Source organism: Blautia sp. AM47-4 (genome assembly GCF_003479865.1).
GTDB classification, from domain to species: Bacteria; Bacillota; Clostridia; order Lachnospirales; family Lachnospiraceae; genus Fusicatenibacter; species Fusicatenibacter saccharivorans.
This window is the reverse complement of the sequence record NZ_QUHY01000013.1, coordinates 1-26,979: the sequence shown is the minus strand read 5'-3', so window position 1 is coordinate 26,979 and position 26,979 is coordinate 1. Positions and strand designations below refer to the sequence as shown.

32 protein-coding genes and 1 pseudogene are annotated in these 26,979 nt (G+C 40.6%); 6 read left to right on the top strand and 27 right to left on the bottom strand.

What is annotated here, in order from left to right:
* Positions 1 to 26: 26 nt before the first annotated feature.
* From DW965_RS10065 to DW965_RS09985, 19 genes are all read right to left on the bottom strand, one after another.
* Positions 27 to 878 carry a glycerophosphodiester phosphodiesterase gene (locus DW965_RS10065; RefSeq protein WP_147398784.1) on the bottom strand — a complete coding sequence of 284 codons (852 nt, stop codon included), beginning with the start codon at positions 876 to 878 and terminating at the stop codon, positions 27 to 29.
* Positions 879 to 883: 5 nt separating this feature from the next.
* A complete protein-coding gene (locus DW965_RS10060) occupies positions 884 to 1,873 on the bottom strand; it encodes a hypothetical protein (RefSeq protein WP_119198350.1) in 990 nt (329 codons plus the stop codon).
* A gap of 187 nt (positions 1,874 to 2,060) precedes the next feature.
* Positions 2,061 to 2,231 (bottom strand): hypothetical protein, encoded by a 171-nt coding sequence (locus DW965_RS19130; RefSeq protein ID WP_156327612.1) that lies wholly within the window; start codon positions 2,229 to 2,231, stop codon positions 2,061 to 2,063.
* A gap of 165 nt (positions 2,232 to 2,396) precedes the next feature.
* Entirely contained in the window at positions 2,397 to 3,050 is a 654-nt protein-coding gene (locus DW965_RS10055) for a manganese catalase family protein (protein ID WP_055218834.1), read from the bottom strand.
* 3 nt (positions 3,051 to 3,053) lie between these two features.
* Positions 3,054 to 3,200 carry a spore coat protein CotJB gene (locus DW965_RS21275; RefSeq protein WP_330421102.1) on the bottom strand — a complete coding sequence of 49 codons (147 nt, stop codon included), beginning with the start codon at positions 3,198 to 3,200 and terminating at the stop codon, positions 3,054 to 3,056.
* Positions 3,176 to 3,334 (bottom strand): spore coat protein CotJB, encoded by a 159-nt coding sequence (locus DW965_RS21270; protein WP_330421101.1) that lies wholly within the window; start codon positions 3,332 to 3,334, stop codon positions 3,176 to 3,178. Before DW965_RS21270 ends, DW965_RS21275 begins: the two co-directional genes overlap by 25 nt.
* Positions 3,331 to 3,600, bottom strand: coding sequence for a spore coat associated protein CotJA (locus DW965_RS10045; protein WP_238033462.1), 270 nt, complete (start codon positions 3,598 to 3,600; stop codon positions 3,331 to 3,333). Before DW965_RS10045 ends, DW965_RS21270 begins: the two co-directional genes overlap by 4 nt.
* A 115-nt stretch (positions 3,601 to 3,715) precedes the next feature.
* Positions 3,716 to 5,473 (bottom strand): ABC transporter ATP-binding protein, encoded by a 1,758-nt coding sequence (locus tag DW965_RS10040; RefSeq protein ID WP_022462704.1) that lies wholly within the window; start codon positions 5,471 to 5,473, stop codon positions 3,716 to 3,718.
* A complete protein-coding gene (locus tag DW965_RS10035) occupies positions 5,466 to 6,914 on the bottom strand; it encodes a response regulator (protein WP_118700506.1) in 1,449 nt (482 codons plus the stop codon). Before DW965_RS10035 ends, DW965_RS10040 begins: the two co-directional genes overlap by 8 nt.
* Positions 6,886 to 8,751 carry a sensor histidine kinase gene (locus DW965_RS10030; RefSeq protein WP_022462702.1) on the bottom strand — a complete coding sequence of 622 codons (1,866 nt, stop codon included), beginning with the start codon at positions 8,749 to 8,751 and terminating at the stop codon, positions 6,886 to 6,888. Before DW965_RS10030 ends, DW965_RS10035 begins: the two co-directional genes overlap by 29 nt.
* A 237-nt stretch (positions 8,752 to 8,988) precedes the next feature.
* Positions 8,989 to 10,179, bottom strand: coding sequence for a site-specific integrase (locus tag DW965_RS10025; protein WP_025489609.1), 1,191 nt, complete (start codon positions 10,177 to 10,179; stop codon positions 8,989 to 8,991).
* 77 nt (positions 10,180 to 10,256) lie between these two features.
* Positions 10,257 to 10,460, bottom strand: coding sequence for an excisionase (locus tag DW965_RS10020; RefSeq protein ID WP_002347229.1), 204 nt, complete (start codon positions 10,458 to 10,460; stop codon positions 10,257 to 10,259).
* A gap of 314 nt (positions 10,461 to 10,774) precedes the next feature.
* Entirely contained in the window at positions 10,775 to 11,008 is a 234-nt protein-coding gene (locus tag DW965_RS10010) for a helix-turn-helix domain-containing protein (protein WP_003431885.1), read from the bottom strand.
* Positions 10,993 to 11,433: an RNA polymerase sigma factor gene (locus DW965_RS10005; RefSeq protein WP_003431889.1), complete on the bottom strand. Its 441-nt coding sequence runs from the start codon at positions 11,431 to 11,433 to the stop codon at positions 10,993 to 10,995. The genes DW965_RS10010 and DW965_RS10005 overlap by 16 nt, the downstream gene beginning before the upstream one ends.
* Before the next feature lie 275 nt (positions 11,434 to 11,708).
* Entirely contained in the window at positions 11,709 to 12,344 is a 636-nt protein-coding gene (locus DW965_RS10000) for an ABC transporter ATP-binding protein (RefSeq protein ID WP_005342381.1), read from the bottom strand.
* A 13-nt stretch (positions 12,345 to 12,357) separates the two neighbouring features.
* Positions 12,358 to 13,803: an ABC transporter permease gene (locus DW965_RS09995; RefSeq protein ID WP_005342380.1), complete on the bottom strand. Its 1,446-nt coding sequence runs from the start codon at positions 13,801 to 13,803 to the stop codon at positions 12,358 to 12,360.
* A gap of 3 nt (positions 13,804 to 13,806) precedes the next feature.
* The gene (locus tag DW965_RS19950; RefSeq protein ID WP_243036572.1) at positions 13,807 to 14,148 is read right to left on the bottom strand and encodes an FtsX-like permease family protein; all 342 of its coding nucleotides are present in this window, start codon (positions 14,146 to 14,148) and stop codon (positions 13,807 to 13,809) included.
* Positions 14,058 to 15,029, bottom strand: coding sequence for an ABC transporter permease (locus DW965_RS09990; RefSeq protein ID WP_243036571.1), 972 nt, complete (start codon positions 15,027 to 15,029; stop codon positions 14,058 to 14,060). Before DW965_RS09990 ends, DW965_RS19950 begins: the two co-directional genes overlap by 91 nt.
* A gap of 11 nt (positions 15,030 to 15,040) precedes the next feature.
* Positions 15,041 to 15,535: a hypothetical protein gene (locus DW965_RS09985; protein WP_005342377.1), complete on the bottom strand. Its 495-nt coding sequence runs from the start codon at positions 15,533 to 15,535 to the stop codon at positions 15,041 to 15,043.
* A 162-nt stretch (positions 15,536 to 15,697) separates the two neighbouring features.
* Between DW965_RS09985 and DW965_RS22555 the strand changes: the two genes are divergently transcribed.
* From DW965_RS22555 to DW965_RS09975, 3 genes are read left to right on the top strand one after another with little or no spacing between them, the layout of a single operon-like run.
* A complete protein-coding gene (locus DW965_RS22555; RefSeq protein WP_330421098.1) occupies positions 15,698 to 15,976 on the top strand; it encodes a response regulator in 279 nt (92 codons plus the stop codon).
* Positions 15,964 to 16,383, top strand: coding sequence for a response regulator transcription factor (locus DW965_RS22550; RefSeq protein WP_330421097.1), 420 nt, complete (start codon positions 15,964 to 15,966; stop codon positions 16,381 to 16,383). Before DW965_RS22555 ends, DW965_RS22550 begins: the two co-directional genes overlap by 13 nt.
* Positions 16,377 to 17,669, top strand: a complete 1,293-nt coding sequence (locus DW965_RS09975; protein WP_074087096.1) for a sensor histidine kinase — start codon at positions 16,377 to 16,379, stop codon at positions 17,667 to 17,669. Before DW965_RS22550 ends, DW965_RS09975 begins: the two co-directional genes overlap by 7 nt.
* Before the next feature lie 45 nt (positions 17,670 to 17,714).
* Here DW965_RS09975 and DW965_RS09970 read toward each other — a convergent pair whose 3' ends face one another.
* From DW965_RS09970 to DW965_RS09950, 5 genes and pseudogenes are all read right to left on the bottom strand, one after another.
* Positions 17,715 to 17,939 carry a hypothetical protein gene (locus DW965_RS09970; RefSeq protein ID WP_003431901.1) on the bottom strand — a complete coding sequence of 75 codons (225 nt, stop codon included), beginning with the start codon at positions 17,937 to 17,939 and terminating at the stop codon, positions 17,715 to 17,717.
* 43 nt (positions 17,940 to 17,982) lie between these two features.
* A complete protein-coding gene (locus DW965_RS09965; protein WP_003431903.1) occupies positions 17,983 to 18,267 on the bottom strand; it encodes a hypothetical protein in 285 nt (94 codons plus the stop codon).
* Positions 18,268 to 18,273: 6 nt separating this feature from the next.
* Positions 18,274 to 19,038 (bottom strand): ABC transporter permease, encoded by a 765-nt coding sequence (locus DW965_RS09960; RefSeq protein WP_119198349.1) that lies wholly within the window; start codon positions 19,036 to 19,038, stop codon positions 18,274 to 18,276.
* A gap of 15 nt (positions 19,039 to 19,053) precedes the next feature.
* Positions 19,054 to 19,779, bottom strand: a complete 726-nt coding sequence (locus DW965_RS09955) for an ABC transporter permease (RefSeq protein WP_119198348.1) — start codon at positions 19,777 to 19,779, stop codon at positions 19,054 to 19,056.
* A pseudogene (locus tag DW965_RS09950) lies at positions 19,776 to 20,539 on the bottom strand (ABC transporter ATP-binding protein). Before DW965_RS09950 ends, DW965_RS09955 begins: the two are co-directional and overlap by 4 nt.
* A gap of 161 nt (positions 20,540 to 20,700) precedes the next feature.
* Here DW965_RS09950 and DW965_RS09945 point away from each other — a divergent pair.
* The 3 genes from DW965_RS09945 to DW965_RS19945 are packed head-to-tail and all read left to right on the top strand — an operon-like array spanning position 20,701 to position 22,786.
* On the top strand, positions 20,701 to 21,411 hold the full coding sequence (locus DW965_RS09945; RefSeq protein ID WP_118041603.1) for a response regulator transcription factor: 711 nt from the start codon (positions 20,701 to 20,703) through the stop codon (positions 21,409 to 21,411).
* The gene (locus DW965_RS09940) at positions 21,411 to 22,343 is read left to right on the top strand and encodes a histidine kinase dimerization/phospho-acceptor domain-containing protein (protein WP_243036570.1); all 933 of its coding nucleotides are present in this window, start codon (positions 21,411 to 21,413) and stop codon (positions 22,341 to 22,343) included. Before DW965_RS09945 ends, DW965_RS09940 begins: the two co-directional genes overlap by 1 nt.
* Before the next feature lie 11 nt (positions 22,344 to 22,354).
* Positions 22,355 to 22,786: a sensor histidine kinase gene (locus DW965_RS19945; RefSeq protein ID WP_243036568.1), complete on the top strand. Its 432-nt coding sequence runs from the start codon at positions 22,355 to 22,357 to the stop codon at positions 22,784 to 22,786.
* Positions 22,787 to 22,850: 64 nt separating this feature from the next.
* On the opposite strand, the gene DW965_RS09935 is transcribed toward DW965_RS19945, so the two are convergent.
* Genes DW965_RS09935 through DW965_RS09925 form a run of 3 tightly spaced genes read right to left on the bottom strand, consistent with a single transcriptional unit; the run spans position 22,851 to position 26,974 of the window.
* Positions 22,851 to 23,762: a conjugal transfer protein gene (locus tag DW965_RS09935; RefSeq protein WP_119198347.1), complete on the bottom strand. Its 912-nt coding sequence runs from the start codon at positions 23,760 to 23,762 to the stop codon at positions 22,851 to 22,853.
* 15 nt (positions 23,763 to 23,777) lie between these two features.
* Positions 23,778 to 24,785, bottom strand: coding sequence for a C40 family peptidase (locus DW965_RS09930; RefSeq protein WP_119198346.1), 1,008 nt, complete (start codon positions 24,783 to 24,785; stop codon positions 23,778 to 23,780).
* Positions 24,782 to 26,974, bottom strand: coding sequence for a CD3337/EF1877 family mobilome membrane protein (locus tag DW965_RS09925; RefSeq protein ID WP_119198360.1), 2,193 nt, complete (start codon positions 26,972 to 26,974; stop codon positions 24,782 to 24,784). Before DW965_RS09925 ends, DW965_RS09930 begins: the two co-directional genes overlap by 4 nt.
* Between the last annotated feature and the right edge of the window lie 5 nt (positions 26,975 to 26,979).

The following is a 26,979-nucleotide window of genomic DNA, read 5'->3' as shown; positions in this document are numbered from 1 at the left end:
TTTCCACCTCCATTGTTTTCCTCCATTTATTTCAGTGCATAGCCAAGCAGGCTGACAAAGCCCGGATTTCGGTCGGTCGTTCCGAGGATAACCTTACGCACCAGCTCCGGATCGTCCGTGATAATGTTGTCCACGCCGCAGTTGACCATCCGCTGCATATCTCCCTGATAATTCAGCGTCCAGGCACAGACTTCTTTACCAAGACTGTGCGCATGCTCTACAAAGCTTTCTGTGATGTACGTATATTTTACAGAAAAGAAGTCCGCCGCGTCCATATCCTCCAGGCCTCCGTACGACATTTTCATCGTATACCCGGTCTTGATATCCGGATTGATTTTCTTTGCCTGCCTGAGGAAATTGTAGTTCATGGAAGTCAGCACACACTGATCCACAAAGTCATTGTCCTCGATGATTTTCACCACTTTTTTGACAATATTCTGGTTGTGGCCGTTGTATTTTACTTCGATATTCAGGTTGATTTTTCCTTTCGCGTACGCGATGACTTCTTCCAGCTTCGGAATCTGCTCGCCGCGGAATTTTTTGTTGAATCGTACACCGGCATCGAGCTGGCTGATTTCATCGTAGGTCAGGGTCCAGATGCTGGCATTCAGACCGGTTGTCCGCTTCAGATTTGTGTCGTGCATAAGGACAATCTCACCATCACTCGTCTCCTGTACATCGATCTCCGCGTAATCCGACATGCTGTCCACTGCATATTTGATCGCGCTCATCGTATTTTCCGGTGCTTTTCTGGCTCCGCCCCGGTGCGCTGACACCGAAATATACTGGGAGGAAGCCGTTGCCTCTGCACGTGTTGCGCGCATGGCATATACAAGATAAACCGTTTCTCCCGCCAGCATGGCGATCGTGAGAATCACCGCCGTTACCGGACCGCAGAAGGTGCGTACCAGCTTCGAGCTCGGCTTTTTCGTTGTCCGGCTCTTCTGGTAGCCTTTCGGGAGGAACGAATAAAAATCAGATACAGATACGTAATGCTTCCGACAAGGCCGAACGCTCCGCCGATCAGGCTCATCGTCGATTTGACCCAGTCACCGTAGACGATGACGGTACTGACAACGGTAGACGGCGTTTTCACCAGCTTTGCATAGGCAACGACAGCCGTTCCGAAAATCAGATACAAAACCCACGTAATCAGAAAAATCATCACCTGGAAAAAGACGTTGATGCCAAGCTCACGCAGCACGCGTTTTTCCAGTGTCTGGCGCACCCGCAGATGGGTATTTTTCTCTTTTTCCGTCATCATGCACCGGAACGGGATGGTGTAGGAAAACACAAACGAGAACGCGACAAGCAGAATCGTCAGCACCACCGGGATCCAGTATGCCGGGAAGGCATTGAAAATCTTCGTCAGGGAAACCTGAAGCAGTTTCATACTGCGGATGGCGCTATAGCTGCTGTGCAGCCAAAGGTACGGGAAGCTCGCTGCCATGTAGAAAAACCAGGTCCACGGGCGGGCACGCACAAACTGTGCAGCTCCTCTTCCGCCGGCAAGCATCATGACAGGAACGGAAATCCGTTTTCGTTTCCAGGAGGCCTCCAGAGCCGCCATGACAGCATAGATTTCAAGCAGCATACAGAAAAAGAAAACAAGCAGAATTCCAAAAATCAGCAGAAGGGTCAGCGGATGCAGCATGATCTTGTTGAAGTTTTCCGATGTCATATAACTCGTTCCCAGCTGTTTTAAGGAAAAGTTGATCGCCGCATTGGCGAGTCTTGAAACCAGCTGGCTGGAAAACAGGCGGTAGACCGTCTCAAATATCACGATGCTAAGCAGGTTTTTCTGCAAAAGTTTCCATGCCATATTCAGATAAATTCGTATCATTCCTGCATTTTTTACTGCCTTTTTTCTCATCTGCTGTTGTTCTCTCCTGTCAGCCGCAATTCCCCCCGATGAATCTGTATGCAAAAATTACCTTTATTTTTTCTCTTTTGTATTTTACATTTGACACTTCGAGTCTTTTTTGAAGCTCTTTTCTTTCTGTTCATTTTAAACTATCTTCCAGTATAACACAAAACCGGGTCTTTGAGTATTCTTTTTTCTATTTCTGGTTGCACCACTTCTGCAGTTTTTTTACCATGGCGGATGGGCTGCTTACTGATTTTTCCATCCTGCTGTCCGCATCCGGTGCCTGCCGCAAAGCAACACCGAAAAAATACAGCACGAACGCAACGACGATGAGTTCGGGCTTTACATAATTCATTGCTTCCATGGAACATCCTTTCTGACTGTTCTGTTTTTGAAAGTCTTTTTTCTATATTATGATGGGATAATGATTTACGACTGGATAAGATTTTCTTACTGTAAACCCAAAAAATCCCACCTGTTTTTCAGATGGGATTTTCCAGTGGTGTGCTGTTCTTTGATTTTTAATTTACTATCTTGTGCAGCAATTCCCCTGACCTGCCCCTGGCTGCGGTGCCGCACAGAAAGTCTTTGCATCAAACGACGGATTAAACGCATAAAAGTTCTTCGAATTCAATTCATCCTGTACAGAACGCAGTGCTTCACCAAAACGCTGGAAATGCACAACTTCACGCGCCCGCAGGAAACGAATCGGATCTGCAACTTCAGGATCTTTTACCAAACGAAGGATGTTATCATACGTTGACCGGGCTTTCTGCTCCGCAGCGAGGTCTTCGAACAAATCTGTCAAAGGATCACCTTTCGACTGGAACTCACAAGAATTAAACGGAACTCCGCCAGCCGCCTGCGGCCAGATTCCGGCTGTGTGGTCTACATAGTAATTGGCAAAACCAGAGTTCTGAATTTCTTCCAGAGAAAGATTGCAGGTGAGCTGATGAACGATCGTTGAAACCATCTCAAGGTGTGCGAGTTCTTCTGTCCCAACATCATTCAACACCCCTGCTACAATTCGGTTCGGTGCTGTGAAACGCTGAGAGAGATACCGCATGGATGCGCCCATCTCTCCATCCGGTCCACCGTACTGACTCATGATAATTTGGGCGATTTTGGGGTTTGGTGTCGTGATGTTTACAGGATACTCGAGGCGTTTTTCATAATTCCACATCCGTCAGCACCCTCCTTTCCGGTTGACTTCCCACGGCCATGGCTGCATAACCCATTCGAAAGAACGGCTCATGCGGTCGTTGGCGGTATCGATCGTGAGCGGACCGTACTGTTCGGCGTACTGTTTCAGTGCTTCTTTTCGAAGCGCCACTTTTCCCGGAAAAAGGCAAGTGCATCTTCATCCTCCGGGTGGGTGTCGAGGTAAAGGTTCATTTCAACAACAGCAAAGCTGACCTGATCAATCCAGGCGAGCAGCTTTTCACGGGATGGCATCTGCGGCATCATAGGCACTCTCCTCCTCCCTTTCCACAGAATGGTTTACAGAGTTCCGGGAATAAGGTTCCATTTTTTAATGCAGCGGAAAGATCATAGATCTGTTCAAACCGCTGCATCGGAACGTACGCCATTGCAGGTATCATATGATCTACATGCTGCATTTTCCGCGGGAAATTCCTTGGTTCCATCTTCAGTTCCATATTGTTTGAAGCGGCGCGGCGGTTCTGCATATTGTTCGCACCGCAGCAGCCGCGATTCATACGGGATGAATCCATACCATGTTCCTCTTTCATTTTCTGTTCTTTATAGAGTATGAAGAAAATAAGAAAGTGTCAAAAAAGGCAGCGGTTTCTCTTCCGCTGCCTTTCTGTCATACTAATGAAATTTTCATCAAAACTGCATCTCATACAAATGCGCATAAATCCCACCTTTCGCGAGCAGTTCCTTATGTGTGCCTTCCTCCGCAATTCCATTCTCCGTCAGCACCAGAATCCGCTTTGCATTCCGGATTGTGGACAGCCGGTGCGCAATCACGAAGGTTGTCCTGTCTTTCGCCAGAAGTTCCAAAGATTTCTGGACGACTTTTTCGCTTTCGTTGTCGAGCGCTGAGGTTGCCTCGTCGAAAATCAGGATCGGCGGGTTTTTGAGGAATACGCGGGCGATGGAAAGCCGTTGTTTCTGGCCACCGGAAAGTTTTACGCCGCGCTGGCCGATATCGGTGTCGTAGCCGTCCGCCAGCTCCATGATAAATTCATGTGCATTGGCCGCTTTCGCTGCGCGGATGACCTCCTCGTCGGTCGCATCCGGTCTGCCATAGCGGATGTTGTCGATGATCGTTCCCGCAAACAGGTACACATCCTGCTGCACAATACCGATTTCATCGCGCAGATCCTTCAATTTCACATCGCGGATATCCTTTCCATCCAGTAAAATCCTTCCTTCTGTCACATCGTAAAAACGCGGAAGCAGAGAACAGAGTGTCGTCTTTCCGGCGCCGGAGCTGCCGACCAGTGCCACATAGTCGCCGGCCGGGACATGCAGATTCACATTGCTTAACACGTTTTCCTTTGACTCCTCATAGTGGAACGAAACGTTTTCAAAGGTTACTTCTCCTTGCACATTCTTCAGTGGCAGTGCATCCGGCTTGTCCTGGATGTCCGGTGCGATGCTCATAATTTCCAGGAAACGTTCATAACCGGAATAACCATTCTGGAACTGCTCCGTAAAGTTCACCAGCTTTTTCACCGGATCTGTGCAGTTGTTGATGTACAGAAGAAAGGTAACCAGATCGGCCGCCCCAAGCTTCCCACCTGTCATCAGCAATGCGCCGACAATCAGCGAAATAACGGTAATCAGCGTCGAAAAGGCTCCCATTCCCGAATTGTAAATTCCCATATAGCGGTAGCTGACCTTCTTCGAATCGACAAAACGGTCATTTCCCGCATTGAACTTACGCATCTCCTCTGTCTCATTTCCAAACGATTTGACAACACGGATCCCCGAAAGGCTGTCCTCGATCTGACTGTTGATATCCGCAATTCTGCGGCGGTTTTCCTTGAATGCACTCTTCATGCGGCTGTTCATTACCAAGGCAAACAGCAGCATCACCACAATAACCACAAGCGGCACACATGCCAGCATCGGATTTACCACAAACAGGATGATCATCGCACCGATCAGTTTGATAAACGAAATGACAATATTCTCCGGCCCATGGTGTAAAAGCTCACTGATATCGAACAGATCGCTTGTGATGCGTGACAACAGATGGCCGACCTTCTGGTTATCGAAAAAAGCAAACGAAAGCTTCTGATAATGGCCGAAGATCTCGTTCCGCATATCATGCTCAATCCGCGCCCCCATCACATGGCCGTAATAGGCAATATAAAAGTTACAGTACATTTCAACCAGAACCATAGCAATCATCAGAATACCTAGGCGGATAATCTCACCCGTTGCCTGCTCCAGCGGCTTTTCCACAACCGTACTCGTAATATACCGTACAATCAGCGGAATCACCAGTGTAATGGCTGCTCCAAGCATTGCAAAAAACATGTCGGTAAAAAACAATCCCTTATATGGAATGTAATACCGCGCCAGCTGGCGGATTCTTCCCTTCTCTTTTCCTGTTTCTTTTTCTTTACTCATCCTGTCCTCCCTTTCCGTTGGAAACCATTTTGTAATCTTTTCGGAACTCAGACGGTGATACGCCGCATGCCGTTTTAAATGATTTCATGAAATGCTTATCATTTTCAAATCCAACCTGTTTGGCAATTTCCGTAATTTTATCTTCTGTTTGAATCAACAGACGCTTTGCCTCCGCAATGCGGATCTCCTTCAGATAGTTCACAAAATTCACACCGGTATGTTCTTTAAACGCTGCTGAAAACAGCGAATAATTCATGCAAATATGGTTAGATACCATCGCCATATTCAGATCTTTTGCATAATTTTCCCGAATATATGAAATTGCCTCTTCCATTTTTTCTTTTCCGGCTGTCTGACTTTTCAGGCTTTCCCTGTAAACGTGTATCCATTCTTCAAACGCATCCAGAAACAGATCTGCATCACGGTACTGCAGAGGACGCGGACATTTTTCCTGTTTTTCCGGCATGCGGTAAAAAAGATCCAGTTCTTTGCAGATTGCTTCCGTCACTGTCAGAAGCTGATAGGGGGAGACCCTCTGATGCGCCGCCTCAAAATACCAGTTCCGCATTTTTCGCAGCACAGTATCTGCCCGGTCCGTTGGCACCTGCAGAATAAATTTTTCCTGAAACTGTGCCAGCTCCGGCTTTTCCTCAAAACATTTTTTCTGATATTCTTCCACAGGATTTTTCTGTATAAATGCCATTTCCCGGGCCAGCAGTGCTTCCTGGTATGCCTCTGGAATTTCCATCACAGAACGATGTTCTTTTCCCACTCCGAGACAAAATCTCTCATCTTTTTCTTTCATGATCCGCTCTGCCTCCGGTTCCGGCAGAAGATACAGAACTCCTCCTTCTACGCCTTCCAGCAGAATTCCGCTGCATTTCGAAAACCGTTCCCCATTTGCCTTGCTGGTCAGCAGGATCCGGAAGCTGTCGTTTCCGATGTGGCGCCGGAGCCTGCTTTCCATATCCATCCATTCTTTTTCTTCGGCCATTTCTGCATTCATCATCAGATAACGGAGCTGATTTAAAAAGCACCGTTCTTCCTCTTCTTCCGTTTCCCGGGTCTCCGAAAGCTCTCGTTCCAGATTTTCCAGAAGCTGTTCTATCGTCTCCCGCTTGATCGGTTTTAAAATATAGTCCCGAACTCCATGTTTCATCATTTCAACCGCATAGGAAAATTCATCATAGCCACTTAAAACAATAACAACAGGTTTCTGTGACAGCTCCTCCATTTTGTTGACCAGTGTCAGACCGTCCATTTTGGGCATACGGATATCAGTGAACATGACGTCCACCCTCTGTTTTCTCAAAATCTCCAATGCCTCTTCTCCGTTTCGACACTCCAGAATCTCCTCCACCGGCACGCTGCTTCGCCGGATCATCGCCACGATTCCCTGTCGAATCAATTTTTCATCTTCTACAACCAGCAGTGTATTCATTTTCTTTTTCTTCCTCTTTCTCGTCACCCTCTTGATCCATCGGAGAATATTTCCCCCTCGTGATGGGAAGATGAATGCTCACCTTCGTATAGCAATGCTCTTTTGTATAAACTGACAGTCCATACTCTGTTCCAAATTGAATGTGGATTCTGTCCTGTACATTCCGAAGCCCGATTCCATGTTTCGGCTGTGTATCTGAATTCAGGCGCATTCTTAGTTTACGTCTCAGAATTGCAAGCTGCTTTTCTGACATGCCTATTCCGGAATCTGTGATTTCAATCTCAAAGCTCTTTTCATGCTCTATTCCTTTGATTTCAATGACGGCGTCTGCATCCAGCTCCTCAATTCCATGTGTGATTGCATTTTCCACAATCGGCTGAAGAGACATCTTGGGGATATCCTGCCGATACAAATTTTCCGGTATCTGAACAGATAATGTAATTGTGAAATCATACCGCAGATTCATCAGTTCCACATAGTTCTGAATATAATTCATCTCATCCTGAACGGTTACCAGAAATTTATTCCAGCGCATATTGTAGTGCAGCATTTCACCAAGTGCTGTTACCGCATCGGAAATCGTATACTCTTCATTAATCTCAGCCATCATCTTAATGGATTCCAGAACATTATAAATAAAATGAGCGTTAATCTGGTTCTGCATTGCCCGGATTGCCGTATCTTTCAGCGCTGCCTCCCTTTTGATGCTTTCCTCGTTCTGTTTCTGAATTCTCTCCAGCATTCCGTTGATACCATAGCTCATTTCCCGCATCTCTTCTGCGCTGTAACAAACCTTTATCTTTGTTGTTCCATTGTCAATCTGACGCATCTCACACAGGACGTCATAAAACTCCTTCAGCAGGCCACGCACAATCAGATTGACCACCACAATCAGAAGCAGCCCGAAGCCGGCAAATTCAAGCAGCATTCTCTGCTGCTGTTTGATCATGTTTCCGGTTGCATCATCCAAATTGGTCAGTGTTACAAACATTCCATTGAGTTTATCGACTTTCCGAAGCACAATTGCAACGTTTTTCCGGTCAATCACCGCGCTCTGCTGACTCTCTTTTCTGTCACGGATTCCTGCCCGGAACAGAATCAGCCCCCGATAGGACTGCCATTTGCAGGCTGCCGCTGTTTTTCCGCAGTCATATAAATTCCAATTTTCATCAACAAAGCAGGCCCAGCTGCTGTCACCGGATCGATAAATTTCGGGAAATATGTCTGCCATACGCATGGATACCTCGATCACGCCAAGCCTTCCTCCGCTTTGATCCCGCAGTTCCCGTACATAAGTCATCAAATGGGAACCTTCTTTTTTTGTACCGGAGATAATATTTTTTTCCTGTATGTCAAAAAACCACTGTCCTCCGCCCTGATAGCTTCGGTACCAGGCGCAGTTTTTCATCTTTTCCTTCTGGTACAGGATCGGCTGCTGCTCCAGAAAACCATCTGCCATGGCAAAAATATGGATCTGGTACAGATCTGGCATTGCCTCCTGCATTTTATCGATTATGCTGATGCTGTTGTTTCGAAATTGCTGATAATAGCTCTCCGAGATCTCCTCTCCCCTCCTGAGATGAAGAAGATATTTTTCCAACGGTTCATACTCCTGCAGCGTATCTACAACCATTGAGCAGGCATTCGCTTTTGCATTCACCTCCGCACAGGTAAGATCTATTGCCGTTACTGCTTCATTTACCCCATGATCTATGGCATTCTTTTTGATACTCCTAAACCCAAAGCACATCATGCCAAAAAGCGGAATAAAAATAAAGATCAACGTTGTTACGGTAAATTTTTGGTTCAGTTTCAGTCCGCGAAACCAGTTTCGCATTTTTCATCCCCCAGTTTTCTTTTCGGTTCTGTAACCTTACTAATTTTACCAGTTTTTCAATCAAAAACTTACTAAATTTCTGATTATCTTTTCATAAGTTGGTAAATGCCGATATATCCCGTATTTTAGGGCTTTATCGGTATTTTCTTTTCGGAAGATACCTTGCATAAGCTGGCATTTACCAGCATGAAAATGCAACCAAAAGTAGTAAATGAGTAGTAAATATAAGCTCCGATATTAACAAGCCAGCCTTTCCAGTTCTGCTTTTGCAGATTGAAATGTGCCGTGTGCATAATAGCCAAGTGTCATGGTTATGTTAGCGTGTCCCATGAGATATTGCAGAGTGTTTGGGTTCATTCCTCTGTTTGCCATATTCGTACAATAAGTATGTCTGAATGAATGTGGCGTGATGTTCGGTAACTTGTCCGTGTGATACTTGTTATACTTCTTAATCAGTCCTCGCACCATGCCCTCATAGTTTCCTGCAACTTTAGGCAAGCCCTCACGATTTAGGAATAGGAAATTGCTGTAACCACCTACAATCAGCGGTTGTGCCTTTCCTCTGTTCTTTAGTATTCTTTGGATTGCTTGATAAGCCCGTTCTGTCAATGGAAGTTCCCGTTTTCCGTTTTTGGTCTTTGGTGTTTCAATATAGTAGCCCATTTCGCTATCTTTCAATAACTGGTGGTCTATATTGAGTATTCTGTTCTGCATATCAATATGCGTCGTCAGTCCGCAAAATTCAGAAATACGAAGTCCCGTTTCCAGCAGAAGCACAACCTCATCATAATACTTACTGTAAATCTTGTCCTTTTCCATAAAGGCAAGCAGGTGTTCTTCCTGCTCTGGTGTAAGGATAACTTTCTGTTCGGTATCATCTTCCAGAACATCACTTAACTTAAATTCAAATGGGTTCTTTCTGATACAGTCGTCTTGTATTGCCATGTAAAATGACGCTTTCAAGGAACGTTTATAGTTATCAATCGTTTTATAGGCATATCCTTTTTCGCTCATTCTGATAGCCCATTCTTTAGCGTCCGACTGCTTAACCGTATCAATCGCCCTCATACCTAATGGGTCATTTTTCAAAGCGTTCATAAGATACTGTCGTCCTTTTTCAGTAGCCCTTTTGATGTTCTTTCTTTGACTGTTCTTCTTGTCGTAGAGCTGGCAGACTGTCATTTTACCGCCGACTGTGTCGATACCGTCGTTAAGGTCTTTTTTTATCTGTGCTTCTTTTTCCCTCAACGATATATCATCACGCTTTCCAGCAGGTGTCTTGTCTGTCGGTACAAGTTTCCAAGAATAGATAAATTGTGGCTTTCCGTATATATCGGTATATTTATAAACGTATCTTCCGTCTTTTCGCTGGCTCTCTCCATTACGCAAATTGCGATTTTTACTGTCTTTTCGTTTCACATTAGACATAGTGTAAAGCTCCTTTCCGTCATGGAATGAGCCGTGATACGCTACTAATATTATACCATATCTACGGCTCAATGACATTAGATTTCGTCCAATGTATCTATGATTTTTTCAAATTGTTTTCGCTTAATCTGAATACGATTACCGTTCACGATAACCCAGCCAGCGTCAAGATTTTCTTCGGCTAATTTACGCAATTTCTTTTCGCCAATACGGAAGTATTTAGACGCTTCTTCAATCGTCAGCGTATATTTTTCCCAGATAGGCACATCAGTATTGTTCATAATCTATGCACCCCCTTTACTGTGTGTCATTTTTTTACAAGCAGACAAACGGCTTTGGAAAGCTCCGTTAGTATCTCAACTATTCCCATTCTTGTGGGCAGAACCGCACCATGCGGACGTATCATTATTCTGTGAGGATAGGTCGTGGCAAAACGACTATTCCAACAGTCGCTCTCGGATCACTGCGTGGGTCGCTCGCTTTCTTTTGGAAAGGTCATGGCGTACAGTCCCCGTGGCTTGCTATCTCACAAACGTATCTGTCTGCTTTATTCAGTTGTCAAAGACCAGACGGGCATAATCAATCCCAATATGAATTAGAAGCGTTTAATATCAAAGTTTAAGATTTTACGAATAATCGCTTCTTTGATAAAACCTTTCATTTCCAAATCTACCGCAAGACGTAAGTTGTTGTTATCGTCGTAAAACGGACGCATACAGCACTGATTGATATATGGGTCATAAAATTCCAAGATTTTTGAAATTGCTGTTTCGTCGCCGTCGCAGGCTTTGGAAATAACCGTGAAAGTCGGTGTCAGCTCTTTTGGCATTTTTCTTTTTCCTCCTCAATCAGTTGCTTTAACTTGTCTAGTGCTTGTATTCTGCACTTCGTTACATTCGCTCTGGAACAGTCAAGCATTTTCCCAATGTAAGTGTCCGTGTCCCCAATGAAAAAATACTGTAAAACGATATTACGCTTTCGTTCTTCAATAGCTTTCAATGCACGAGCCAGTTGTTCATCTTCGATTGATACTTTTTCTCCACAGACTTCAAATACTGCAACATAATCCGTAGAATATGTATCTTCTGTACCTATGGAATTTAAGAGGTCGTCCATAATTTCGGCGAATGGCATTTCTTTTTTCTCTGAACGACGTATCGCTCGATAGAAGTCAATCGCTCTATGACGTATAACTGTTTTAATAGCACAATCGAATTGATGACAGGTTTTTTCTTGTAGTTCTGACGGTTTCATTTTCCTCACCTCCTTTCGCTAGTCGAAAAGAGGTGTCTGCCCCTTTTCATATATACCGCGTTGAAAGTGGGGTACAGCGTAACCAAAAATCAAAAAAAACTTAAAAAATTTTTTTCTGGCATGAAAAAAGCCCGCACAAAACATATAGTCTGTACGAGCCTTTGAAACTGTATTGTATTTAGTTCTTATAAAAATGCCGTTAGGGTCAAATTGATTGTGTCGAGGTATATCTAAAATATTCCATAATGACAGCTCCTTTACGGCACTATTCTTGTTTATTCAGACAGAAAAGAAATTGCACCGTTTTTAATTTCTAAGATTTCGTCGGCTTCTTCTGCCAAATGCTTACTATGTGTAACGACAACAACACATTTTCCTAATTCATGTGCAGTCTTTTTCAGCAAAGCAATGATTTCATCAGCGGTAGTTTCATCAAGATTTCCCGTCGGTTCATCTGCCAAAAGTACATGAGCGTCGCTGGCTAAAGCTCTTGCAATCGCCACACGCTGTTGTTGTCCACCAGATAGTTGCAATACATTTCTCTGCCAGTATTCTTTTCCAATGCCGACTTCTTCCAATAATTTTTCAGCATTTCCACTACCACCTAATTTGACATTTTCAACCGTTGTCAAATAATCAATCAGATTATAATTTTGAAATACCAATGAGATATTATGCTTTCTGTGGTAATTCAGCCCTTTTTTTGTAATGTCCTCGCCATTGCAAAGTACAGTCCCTTTTACCGCTGTGTCTAAGCCTGCTAACAACGATAAGAGTGTTGTTTTTCCTGCACCACTCGGACCGACAATGGTATAGAAGATACCCTCCTCGAAAGTAGCAGATACATTATTCAAAATGGTTTTATCTTTTTTTGTTTTGTAAGCATAGCTTACATTCTTTACTTCTAACATTTTCGTCGTCCTCCTAACTCATTTCCGATAAAATATCTTTCGGGTTTCTCTTTAGTATTACAATTCCAGATACCAGAACAGAAGCCGTTATCAACACAAGAACACTTACACCGTCCAGTAGATACATTTCTGGTGTAACCTCTACGCTGATACTCTGCACGTCCTGCTTTGGTGCAACGTATTCTGTGGATACTTTTCCCTCATTATTCTTTTCTTCCTCCTGCATTTGCTGAACCTGCTGTGATACCAGATAATTTGCAGTTGCTTTGGAAACGGCAGGAGCGACAGCAAAGGATAACATAAGGGAAAGAACAGCAATCATAATCGCTTCGCTCCAAATTTGTCCGATAATTCTAAATTTCGGAACACCGAGAGATAAGAAAATACCGACTTCCTGCACCCGATTTTTCAACCAGAAAAGAAATACTAAAACAAGGATAACAAAACTTGCAACAGAGATTACCAATATCATCATTTCGCTTACTTTTGCTAAATCATTGAAGTTTGAGGACATGGTTTCGGAATTTCCGTTATTGTCAATCAAATCATATTGCTCCCAATTGATGTCTACTTTTTGCAGATTTTCTTTTACTTCGTCGTAAGCTTCCACATCTTCCACTTTGAAATAGGCTCTTTCATATAATGGACTTGTTTCACCCTCTGCCTTTTCTGGAAATCTCAAATCTGTAAATATTACATTTTCCGAACGGTAAGTATCTCCCTGCATAAGTGGGGACATCTTTTGATCCACTTGATAAATTCCAACAATCTCAGCTTCTGATACCTTTGAATTTTCAGTATCGTGGTAATCATTAAAAGAAATCTTATCGCCGATTTTCAGATTATTTTGCTTTGCCAGTTCCTCTGAAATGACACACATATCTTTATCCTCTGGGGTTATCATTCGTCCCTCTTTGATATGCAGGTTTCCAGATAAAACATTTCTGTCTAGTTTCATATCTTTGTTTCCAATTAAACTTACACCGCCAACATCTGCATTCTGGTCTACATCTTTATCTTCAATCCTTTTGAAATTTACAGGGTTTACGGGAGTTGTTACTGTTGTAATATTGTAATCAGCAATTCCTTTTGCTTTTGCCAATTTCTCAATGTCTTTTATATCTAAGCTTTCAAATTCATTTGTTGTCCAGCCTGTCCAAGTCTCCACACCATTGATAATCTCTTTTTCCTGATGGTAGCCACCAAAACTACCTTCCTTATCATTACCAATCTTTTCTGAGTATTCACGAACTCGCTTTGTTCGGTACTCTGCATTTCTTTCTAAAAGAAAGCCTGCACCTATGGCTTGTCTGGTTTTGTCCTGCACCTCAATACTGGCATTTTTGCTCGCCACACCTGCAAGAAGCAAGGTACTGATTGCAAAAACAATCAACAATAAGAGAATACTTTTTACGGGCTTTCTGAACACAGAACGCCTTGCCAATCCAAAAAAATTCATGTACTATCCCTCCATTTTTGCTAATATATCTTTTGGGTTTGCTCGTAATATCGGAAGAATGGAACAGCACAATGCCACCAAAATAACTGCACCGCCTAAAAGGAACAACATTCCAATATCTTGTATCTGCAAAACCACTTTCAGATTTTCTGTTACTGTTTCTGAACCGGTAATGACGTTTTGCAAAACGCCCGAGAACAATTTACCAATGGCTGTTGCTCCTAAAACCGAAAGTGTAAATACACTGCCTGCTTCTAATAAAGTTTGCAGGAAAATTTCACTTTTTGTCTTGCCGAGCTCATAAAGATTGCCACCTCTTTTTGCCTTGTCCGCATCCACATACATAACAGCAGGGAAACAACAACAGTACCAGTTACCAATGTAAGTACCAGCATAAGATTTGCCACCTTACTGATTTGCTCTAATGGAGCAGACATCTGTTGATAAAGGGTATCAGACGTGCTAAGTGCTACATCATTTCCGAATATTTTTTGCAGGCTGGTTTCCAGCACATCTAATTTTTCTGGTCTTTTTGAGTAAATGCAGATTTTTTCAAATTCAGCTTCTTTGAACAATTCTTTATAAGTGCTGTTGTCAATAAAGACTTGATTTTCTATTCGATTGACTGCCGTAGTTTCTGTTGGCTGGTCTTTTTCCACATTTCCTGCGGACATGAAAATTCCAATAATCTGAACAGATACTTTTGTTCCGTTTTCTGTACTTAGTTCAATCGTATCTCCAACCTTTAGCCCATTCTGATTTGCAAGGTTCGCATTGATAACAGCACCCTTTTTCTCACGCTTGATATAATCGCCAGAAGCTAAGCGGTACTGCATTTCTGAAAAAGGGCTGTCCTTTTCCAAATCATCATAGGAAAGCAGTGCTATTTTCAAATTTTCCTCATTCGTAGAAGTATTGAGCGTAACGGGAGCAAAATTATTCGGAAATACCTCTTGTCTACCAATGCGGTTGATAGACGAAACATCTTCTAGCGTTTCAATCTTGTTTACTTCATTCTCTGTTATCTTGCTGTCCTTACTTGTAATTTCAGCCACAATCTTAGAGTTTGTCTTTTCCTGCATGGCTTGTTTGGACTCATTTGTAGTCCTTAAAATCATGCTTGTACCTAAAATCATACTGTTTACAAGTATCAAAACAATCAACAGAAGAATGGTTTTCCCTTTTTTTCGCTGTAAATAGCGAAAACCAAGTTGATAAAACTTCATACTTCACACCTCTATTCCCAATGGGCTATGACAACCTTTGTTGCATTGAAATGATTTGTGTCTGCAAACTCTCCATAGAGATATACTTCAGATTGCTTTTTCACATCGGATATAGAACCCGTTGTTACATTTGTAACACCAGACTGTGCATTTACTGTGGCAATGACAAATTCACAATCTGGGTTATAGGTTACAGAAACAGCATTCTCTTTTTTTTCCATTCCCGGTGCTTCTATTTTTATCCCAGCTCCCCCCTCAATATCTTTTGCTTGATTTACCAAGCAACCATTGTCTGTAAATTCCAAAACACTTCCTATCAAATTAGCAGAATCTAATATGTCGTTTCCTTTATTTTCTGAAGAACCATTTGCATTTTCTTCATTCGTATTAGAATTGACAATAGGATTAGACGTATCTGGTTTCTCATCTGGACTTGCACCACACCCCGTCAATGCACAGATACATAATCCAACTGCTATGAATTTACTGATGTTTGTCTTTTTCATTTTTGTATTCCACCTTTCTTGTTCGATATGCCCCTATTGTAAAAGCAAACCATTCTAAAAATCCTGTAAAAAAGTAAGAAAATCATCATCATTTTTTAGAGGATTTTTACAGACTTTTCTGTTATACTGTCTATAATTTATATAGAAAAGGATTGATACATTATGAAAATACTTCTTCTGGAAGATGATTTAGAATTATGTAAAAATATAAAAAATTCGCTGGAAAAAGAAAACTATATGGTTGATTGTTGCAATGACGGGGAAACCGCTATGCTGTATGCCTTAAATACAGACTATGCTTATGACATTGCCATTGTAGACCGTATGCTACCGATTATTGACGGCTTAACAATCATAAAATCTATGCGTAGAAAAGGAATATCTATTCCTATCCTTATCATTACAGCCATGAGTACCTTGATAATCGGGTGGAGGGTTTAGACGGCGGTGCTGATGATTACTTAGTAAAGCCATTTCATATCAAAGAATTGCTTGCAAGGGTTCGGGCATTGACAAGGCGACCTGCCAATATCCAGTTATCGTCTAAATTACAATATGGAGATTTAACTTTTGATAAAGACAGCCGAACCTTATCTACACCCGTCAATTCTATTTTATTAACTTCAAAGGAAACCGAATTGACTTTTGTATTTATGCAGAACCCAGAAACACTATTTTCCCGTGAACAGCTAATCCTTAAAATCTGGGGCAGTTCTTCCGAGGTAGAAACTGGCAATGTAGACAGTTACATTTCTTTTCTGCGAAAACGCCTAAAAGAGTTAAAAAGTTCCTGTAAAATAACAACGGTCTACGGGGCAGGGTACAAACTGGAGAAAGAAACATGTTAAATAATTTATACCGAAAACTTCATATTCTGTTTGCAAGTTCTGTTATGCTGATTATTACCCTTGTGATTTTCTTTGTTGTTGCGAATACGGTTTATACGGAGAAAATCAACGAAAGTACCTTGTTTCAAAGATTAACAACCTTGCTGATTTATCAAGCGGAAAGTGATTCTTCGGATATGGATAAAGCACTCAAAGCCTACGAAGAAAGTTATCATATTTTTTCCTTGATTAGCGATACAAAAGGGAATACCGTTTATCAAAGTGATTTTCCATTTCCAACTTCTGCGGACAAGTTGTTGCATGATGTAGAAAAACAGATTTCTACACAGCCATTATCACAAACAGAAAGCACCACAACTTCACAAGGCGGTTTTCTGGAAATAAAAGGAAAACATCACGATACTTATTTTGTTATTCCTGCTACAATTATGACAGCAAATGATACCGTATATCATGGGACTTTTCTTTATCAGACAGCTGGCTTGACGGATATTTTACAAAAGACATTACCGATATATCTTCTTATCTGGCTTTTGGCTTGTATCGTTGTTATCATACTAACCCGTTATCTGCTGAAAAAGTCTTTTGCCCCAACAGAACGAATATTGCAAAGCCAAAAAGATTTTGTTGCAACAGCGTCCCATGAATTAAAATCTCCACTTGCTGTTATGATTTCCAACACGGATATGCTTCTTGATAATGTTCCCTTAAACGAACAGGCAAGGCAAGCCGTACAGACCATAGATTTTGAATGTATGCGGTTATCCCGTTTAGTCAAAGATATGTTACTTTTAGCTTCTTCTGACGCAAAAACATGGACATTGCATAAAAGCACAATCAATGTAGATACCTTGCTCATTACGTTATATGAAACCTACGAACCAGTCTGCATGAAGCAGAATTTAGAACTAAAACTACATTTATCCGAAGAAAGTTATCCTGCCATGCTTACTGACAAAGACAGACTGTTTCAAATCTTGTGTGTCTTTATGGATAATGCCATTCAACATTCCAAGAATAATTCTTTGATAGAGATAGAAGTAATCGCCACCGAAAAGAATATTGCTTTTTCTGTGGCAGACCACGGACAAGGCATTTCTGATGAAGATAAGCAGTATATTTTTGACCGCTTTTATAGTGGCGACAAGTCCCATACGAACAAATCAAATTTTGGACTGGGACTAAGTATCGCCAAAGAATTAACCCAAATGCTGAACGGCACAATAACTATCAATGATACTGCTGGTGGCGGTGCTACTTTTACTGTTAAATTTCCTCTGAAATAGATTAAGGCTTGCAGATCATACAATATGTATGGAGCAAGCCTTTTTTCAAATCTTTGTCTTTTTGGTAATCTTGTAAATATATTCTTCTGGGGTAGGGCGTTTATTACCAAAATATTTTTTGAAATTTGCCTGCACCTCTGGGTCTGGGCTGTTCATGGCTTCATCAATCGTTGCTTCAATATCAGCCCGTATATCAGCCAATGAAACACCGCCAGCCTTTGCACCTGCTTTCAAAGCTTTTTTAATATCTCGTTTTTTTAGACCTATCATATTTCAAATAACCTTTAATCTATATATTTTTCATAAACATTTTTTACATAAAAGTGGCTATTAAGCCAAAAGCTAAAATACCAAACATAAGAAAACCGAAAAAAGCACTAACACATAAAGCGACGATTGAAAATACATCTCGTCGTTTGGGATTTTTTACTAACGAAACCGAAAGAACAAAACCAGATAATATCGAGATTACATTTAATACAATCAATCCCGTTTGAAGTCCTCCTGTAATTTCTTCTGTAAAAAGAGAAATCAATAACGTGATAAATGGTAACAGCGAAATGATAAATGTAATAACACTTAATTTATTTTTTTTCATTTTATATTACCTCATTTCTTTTCGTCCAAAGCATTTAATAGAAACATATAGTGCAAGGGCTGATATGATTACAGCACACGGTATAAAAGGAAATAGCGATATTGTACTTCCTGTTCCCGTCGTTGTTACAGTATGTAATGCGTCTGATACGACATAACCACTATAACAATAAGGGTACACTAACCATAAAGGCGTATTAGCAATTAAAACCCCCGGAATTATTAAGAGTAAATTTAATCCCATAGACAATAGTGGTTTTTCAAATAGTACAGTAATCGCCCACATACAAGCAATAGCTGGAATCATTGTTGCAAACAATTTTAATGTCCATGTTAGTAAATAAAAAACAGGGATAGTTTCTGTTACATTCATTATTTTAGTAGCGATAACGCCCGCAATAATGAATGAACTGAAAAAGATAAGCAACTCAATTGCTAAAAAGCTCAATAATACCAAGAACTTTGTCAATGCAAGTTTTCCTTTACTGATGGGCAAAGCAAGCATTTTTAATATACCATTATTCTTTGTTTCTCTGTTGGAAATCATAACGCAAACAATTACCATTGAAAATGGAAGTAAATAATATCCAAAAAGTAATGCACTTTGAATGAACATTGCCGACCAAGCGTCTGTATATTCTGGCGTCATATACATACTAATACTAGATACGCCAGAAATCACAACTAAGATAGGCGGAATTAAAAGCAAAGGTAAAATCATAGACCTTTTTACTTTCATAAATTCTATTTTTAACAATTCAATAATTGACATACGATTGCCCCCCTTTTATTCATAATGCTTTATTTTGCAAAGATACCAGCCAATCATAAAGAATATGATTGTTTCAAAAACTCCCAATATTAAAATACCTGTATCAATACTTGCTGTTGAAGCTACCGCAGGTTTCATCATCAGTACAAATGGATTGACAAGAAATAGTGATATATCTGAAAGGGACATTGCCATACCGCTAAAAAAACCTGCTACTCCAATACCTAATGTAAACCATATATTTTCACATCGTGATGACACCAAAAGCATAAATGCCAATACAGGTAAAGATGATACAAAGCAATATCCTGTATATTTGACAAGTGTTAGTAACTCAAAAGTTCCGTTGGGTAAAAAGATATTTCCAATAATACACAATGCTCCATTTTGCAAGACGATACAAAAAGTAAGCAAAACAAATAATATGTAAAATTTATTTTTGAAAATAGATGATGTCTTAAAAGGAAGCATATACATCTTTTTAATTGCATTTCCTTGAAACTCCATATTATATGTTAAAGTTGTTGCTACGATAATGCCAAACATATTAAGAACCATAATCATTCCATAAAGCTGTGTCAACAAAACGTCCATAGGTGGAAGTGATAAATTTAACAAAACTTCTTTACGAACTATAAAATTTGCAAAAGCATATAATGCACCAAGAAGTCCAACAATCGGTAACACTTCTAATATCCCAGTACGTTTACATTTTTTTAATTCTACGGTTAAATTTCTCATAATTTTAACCTCTGCTTTCTGTTGGCGTTATCCTCATCAATCATAGCTAAAAACATTTCTTCTAAATTATCATTTTCAAAACCAGCTTGATGTGCCGTCAATTTCAAATCATCAAGACTTCCTTCAAATAGTAATTTCCCGTGATTTAAAATACCAATGTTGTCAGCCAGTAACTCAATTTCTGATAACATATGTGATGAAATCAGAACCGTGCAGTCATATCTTTTTGGAAGTGATTTAATAAGGTTGCGAATTTCGTGAATGCCAGCAGGATCTAATCCATTTGTTGGTTCATCTAAAATTAAAACTGGTGGTTCGCCAAGCAAAGCAGAAGCAAGTCCTAAACGTTGTTTCATTCCTAAAGAATATTTTTTTGCCAAGCGATTGCCAAATTCAGATAATCCTACTAATTCTAATGCTTCATCAACACTTGACGCAGGAAGTCCTAAAATTCTACGAATAATATCAAGATTTTCTCTGCCTGTTAAATTCGGATAGAATGACGGAGACTCAATAAATGAACCGACATTTTTCAAAATCTGAACACGGTCATTTGGAAAAGTCATGTTATCAATTTGAAATTCTCCATCAGTAGGTGCAGTCAAGCCCAAAAGCATTTTCATAGTTGTAGATTTTCCAGCACCATTTGGACCAAGAAATCCGTAAATACTGCCTTTCTTAATGTTTAAAGATACATGGTCTACTGCGGTAACTCGTTGTATGTTTTTGTCAAATTTTTAGTTTCAATCATGTTTTTCATAATTCTGAACTCCTTTCTTGTTACTTATAATATAAAACACCTACATTACAGCAACATTCTCTCTACCTTACATTTACCTTACAAATGAGAAAATGACTGTTCAACCTTTTTCAAAATGTTATAATAGGATAAAGAAAAATATAAAGAGGGCGTGACAAAAAATGAATGATACATACTTAAAAACCAAAAAAATATTGATAGTTGATGATGAAGAATGTTTAAGAAGTATGCTTATTACCATATTAGAAGATGAAAATTTTTATAATATTGTTACTGCTGATTGTGTAAAATCAGCTTTGGAAATCTGCCAACAGGAAAGACCAGATATAGCAATATTAGATGTTATGCTTCCAGACGGAAACGGTTTTGAACTTATGGACACACTAAGAAGTTTCACGAATATTCCAGTAATATTTTTGACTGCAAAAGATGATATACAAGATAAATATTCTGGTTTTGGGTTAGGTGCTGACGATTACATAACGAAACCATTTATGCCAAAAGAACTTATATTTCGTCTAAATGCTGTATTACGCAGATGTTATAAGGAAGATAGCCCTCTTATAGAATTACATGATTGTAAAATTGATTTAGCTAATGCACAGGTTATAAAGAATGATGAAGTTTTACCTCTTACTGCAAAAGAGCATGATATTTTAGAAACACTTGTACGAAACGCTAATCATATTGTGACAATAGACGCTCTTTGTGAAGCTGTATGGGGCGACAACCCATTTGGATATGGAAATTCTCTACTTGCTCATATTCGACGGATAAGAGAAAAAATTGAACTCAATCCCTCAAAGCCGAAATCACTAATAACGGTTAAAGGATTGGGATATAAAATAAATGTGGAAAGCAGGTTATCATAATGCGTAATTTTGGAAAATTTATCAGTAAACATTTTTTTATATACTTATCAGTAGTAGTTTTTATCGTGGTTTTTGATTTACTGATTTTCTTTCTAACTTTTAACGGTACTGTTAATAGTATAAGCAAAGATAATCCTGTACAAACAATAGAAAAAGTATCTAATAACCTTACTATTCAAAATGGAGAATACATATTAAGTAATAAGTGTCAAAAAGATTTAATTACAAACAATATCTGGGGAATTGTAATAAATAATAATGGTAATGTCGTATGGCAATACAATCTACCAAAAGAAATACCATTAAACTATTCATTACAAGATGTTGCTACCTTTTCTAAGGGGTATATTAAAGATTATCCCGTATTTACATGGAAACAAGGAAATGATTTATTAGTATTAGGTTATCCAAAGAACAGCTATTCAAAATTTATGACGAACTATCTTCCCTTATCAGCAATACAGAAAACACCCTTTCTTCTTTTGATTATGTTAGTATCAAATATTGCCATTCTATTTATTGTGTACTACTTATCAAAACGAAATGTGATGTTAAAAATTTCCCCTATACTCAATGGAATAGATAAACTATCACACGGCGAAACGGTTACACTTAATATAAATGGAGAATTGGAAGAAATTGGAAATCGTATCAACGAAACGTCATTGCAATTAAAAAAACAAAATCAAGCAAGAGCAAACTGGATAAGTGGCGTTTCACACGATATACGAACACCCCTTTCCATGATTATGGGATATGCAGATAGAATATCTTCTTCATTAAATGTTGAGGAAAATGCTAGAAAACAAGCTAATATTATCAAAATTCAAAGTATAAAAATCAAAAATTTGGTTCAAGATTTAAACCTTGTAAGCCAATTAAATTATAATGTGCAACCACATCAAGAAAAACCAGTTCATTTATGTAAATGATACGAGAAATTGTGGCTGAATATCTAAACAGCAATATAAATAATAAGTTTGAATTTGAATTGAATTTAAACCATAATACAGAACAAATCACTATTATAGGCGACGAAAGATTGCTATGTCGAGCAATACAAAATATTATTTCTAACAGTATTAATCATAATGAAAACGGCTGTATAATTTCAGTTGGATTAGAAATAAAAAGAAATAATTTAGAATTAGTAATCAGCGATAATGGAAAAGGCATTTCCGAAAAAGAACTACAAAAAATACACTCGACACCTCATTATTTGCAAAGTACAGATAATAGGTTAGATTTACGACATGGTCTAGGACTTCTTCTTGTGAAAGAAATCATTTCTATTCATAAAGGAACAGTTTCCATTTCAAGTGCATTAAATAAAGGCTTTTCTACAACTATTTCCTTACCTATAAATAATCAATGACAAAACCGTAGCTTGTATATCACATAAGAGTGTTATATTACAGGCTACGGTCTTTTTATATCATTTACCCAACAATCTTCCAGTTGATATCTTTATGTAATACAAGCTCATACTGCGACACCTGCGTCGCTTTTGTCTGATTATCAAGGAATTTCACAGCTACCTTGACTTTCACATTGTCCCCGTCCTTTGTAAAGAGAGGGTTTACCAATTCAGAATAAAAGTAGTCCCTGCCGATAGGTTCAAGTGCATTTCCCGTTACATAGTAAGCAAGCTCTTTTTCCGTCGCTGTCGGATAGAGCTTAAAGAATGTTTCCAGAAATGCGGTAGCGTCATTGACGGTATCAGCGTCCACGCTTGCGTCTGCTTCTGGTGTCTTTGGTTCATAGTCTGATTTTTCGATTGCTGGTGCAAGGGTAGGGTTCTGAACGATTACCATATCCCCGTCAGCGTCTACATGGACTTTTACGGTATAGGTTGCCTTGACATTTCTTGTCTGTTCTCCCTCTTTTATCTGCTGATCTACTTCGTAGGTAGCAGAAAAAGTGTCCGTCCCCGACTGCTCAATATTCCACACAAGCACATCTGTAACTGTGGAGCTGGTCGGTATATCCGTTCTAATGGTATCCACATTCAAGTCCTGCAATTCCTTTGTCAGATAACCGCTGATTGCCTGCGTCCTTGCTTCAATCGCTTCTTTACTGTTATTCCATGTGTAGTAGGACTTCGCAAAGTTCTTCACGAAATTTTCTATCCCGTTGGTGTCATGCAATCGAAGTTCAATGATTTCTTTTTCGTGGGTGGTGTGTTGGTCGATAGCTGTAAAATTCTTATACACCCCAAAACTCACGCTTGTGATAAGCACCACCCACAACGCAATCACGGTTTTCTTATGTGTGCCTACCTTGACAGTATGTACCTTTTTTTCTTTAGGTTCTTTGATAGTTTCTGTCTGTTTCTTATTCTTCTTAATCATATTTTCAAGTCCTTTCTATTGTTTTACTCGTCCTGCACCGATTAAGTGCTGTTGCCAGTAACTACTACTTAGGTCTGCATATCCTATCGGGTCGCCTGCATGATATATCTGGTTATTCCCTACATAAATTGCAACGTGCGTTACATAAGTACCAGCGTTATAGGTAGAATGGAAAAACACCAAGTCCCCAGCCTTTGCCTGCGAGAGTGGAAGATGTTGGGTAGCGTCATACTGTGCTTGTGCTGTTCTCGGTAAGGAGATACCAGCTTTTCCATAGCACCATTGCACAAGTCCGCTACAATCAAAGGAAGTGTTCGGGTTACTGCCACCATACACATACTTCCAGCCTTGATATTTCAACGCTTCATTCATAATCGCTTGTGCCGTCGCATTATCAAAATGTGCCACAGTCAGATATTGATTGACTAATTCCACATAGAACATATTTCCATAGCCATACCGCCAGCCCCCGTTCTTCGCAACAGCTATCGGGTTGGTGTAGGTTACTTTCTTTCCGCCCGATTTCTCACGGGCGAAGCTCTCTGCAAGATTGTAGGTATGTTTCTTTCCTTTTCCTGCCACATATCCCACATAACCACCGCCATAGTTATAGGACTGTATCGCTACATTCAAATCGTCGATACCTTGATTTTTGCAGGAAGAAAGCAGGGACGCAAAATATTTACACCCCTGCTTGATTGAGCTTTCTGTATCTAAAGAGTTGGGCGGTAGTCCCAGACTTTCTGAACTCTGCATAACATCTTCTGCCGTACCGCCACTTTCTACTTGAATGATAGCCAGTAGCACATTGACATACTCGGAAATGCCGTATTCTCTGGCATATTTTTCCACCATAGGCTGATGTTTCAAGACTTCTGCGGATAAGTTCATACCCGTAATGCCAGAAGAAAAGTTACTGTTCTCGTCGTCGCTGTCCGCACTAATCAAGACACCAAAGAAAAGCACCAGAGAAAAGAGGATAGGAAACAGACTGCCAATGATAGCGATATGTTTCAGTTTCATTTTTTCTTCTGTCCTTTCTTCATTACAAGACTACGGTTCTTTTCGGTATGTTCTGTTGTACGCTTTGATTGTTCAAAGGTCTGTGTCTTTGTAGTACGCTCTGCTTTGTAGTTCTGGCGTGTTTCCTGCGATACCACTTTTTCTACATTCTGCCTATGTACTGGCTGTACAGACTGGGTCGCTTTTCTATCAGAAGCACCAGAAGATAGCGGACGCTCTTTGATAACACTTGTCTTGACTGGCTCACTTGTTTTTGAAGTGGTCGCTGTGGCAGGGCGTTTGACTTCCTGCGTCTTTTCCATACTCGGCTTTGGAATGGTTGAAGCCGTGGCTGGTCGCTCATGGGGACGGGTAGCTCCCGTTGTCGCTGATCCGTCAGCCTTTCGCTGTGCCTGCCTTGCTTCTTGTGCCTTTTGAAGCTCCATACGCTTATCGGCAATATTTTGTCTATGCTGTGTCTGCTTTTCCAATCGTCCCGTTTGTCTGGACTGCTGTTCCTGCACCATACCACGCTTGAAGTCAGACACGCTGGGCTTTGCTTTTTCCTTTGCGGAATATACCGCATAAGCGGTCTGTGTTGGCATATCCTTGATATTCTCTTTGACAGCGTTTGCCTTGTCTTTTACTTTATTTTTCGTATCTAAGACAGCACCAACCTTTGAGCCTGCACGCTGTCCCATGCTGGAAGTGGTATTGCCCCGATTTTCTTTTGAAGCTGTATTTTTTCTTTCCGCTCGTTTATTAGCAACGGCACTTCCAGCCACCGCACCAGTGACACCGCCCGAAATACCGCCAGCACTTACCGCCCTTGCAATACGGTGTTCCATACGCCTAGCCCCATGTCGCATAAACAGATACGGTCTGCGGAAAATTCTTCGTCCCATGCTTTGACTGTCATTAGCGTTCAAAGAGAACATACTCATTAAATCGCCCAGCTTCATGTAGATACCAGCGAAACATACTATCTGCAAGAACGCCACCATGAAGAACGGATAGTCCGTGGAAATGTTATAAAACATACTGGAAATGCTGAACGCCACCGTTACAATGAGCGTTATTCCTGCCCGTGTCATAATGGTATTAAACACCCTCACGATTGCCTGTTTTGCCATGCTTTCATAGCTCGGTATCATGGAAAGTAGAAAGCTGATAGGTAAAAACATAGCGAATATAATAAAAAGTATCTGGCTGAACAACATCATGCCCGTAAGCAAGAATACAAATATCGTTATCCCTAAATTGAAGAACAGCAGGAAGAACACCATGCCTAAACGGTTTACGACCTGCGGTATCGTCAGATTGTTGTTGTCGTTGTCCTCAATTTCTGTTTTCACGACTTCCTCTCTGGTCTTGCCGTCCTCGTCCTCTGGGCTTGCCGATACGAGAGCTTCTACACGGTCTGCCCCGATTTCCTCTGCGTTGCTGTTTCCAAATTGCAGAAGTAGCCACGGCTGTTCCACTTGAATAGAAAATAAGCTGTCCCGTATCAAGTCTACGCTGTCCTTGCCCTCGCTGTCAGAGTTGGGGAGCATGATTTTTGTTCCCAAATCAAGTGAAGCGGTACTGATGTCTGATGAAAATTCATTTATCTTCTTGATGTAATCGGGAGCATAGGCGATAAACGAAGCGGACAGTACGAACACCACTACAAAGTTGATAACGGCGTGAAGTGCCTTGCTGGTTTCCCGTTTGATAAGTCCCGTATAGGCAACATAAAGTCCCACCACTAAGATAATGAGAAGCAGGAAACCAACATAAAAGCCCATAGAAGAAAAGCCGTTCTGTGTTACGCCTGCAAGGGTCTGTATGCTCTTTCCGATACTGTCTGCCATATCGTTAATGAAGTCCAGCTTATAGGCTTCCTGCACCACATAGCCCGTAGCATTGCTTAAATAAAGGCTTATCGTCCAGACAAAGTTGGTAATGCAGTAAAGCCCGTACTGCACCGATTTTCCAATCCCGTCCAGCCAGTTCCACGGCAACCACGACCAGCTATTATCCACATAAAAATCAAGCTGGTAGTTGGAAAGGGGATATTTTGAGTAAAGATTTTCTGCGTTTATGGTATCGTCCACAAGCCCCGTCGCATGAGCTACCGTCCCCAAAAGTGAAAGCAGGATAAGGGAGAGTGCCACGACAAACAGAACCATTTTGAGAAAGAATTGGAAATCTTCTTTTTTTGAACGCACCTTTT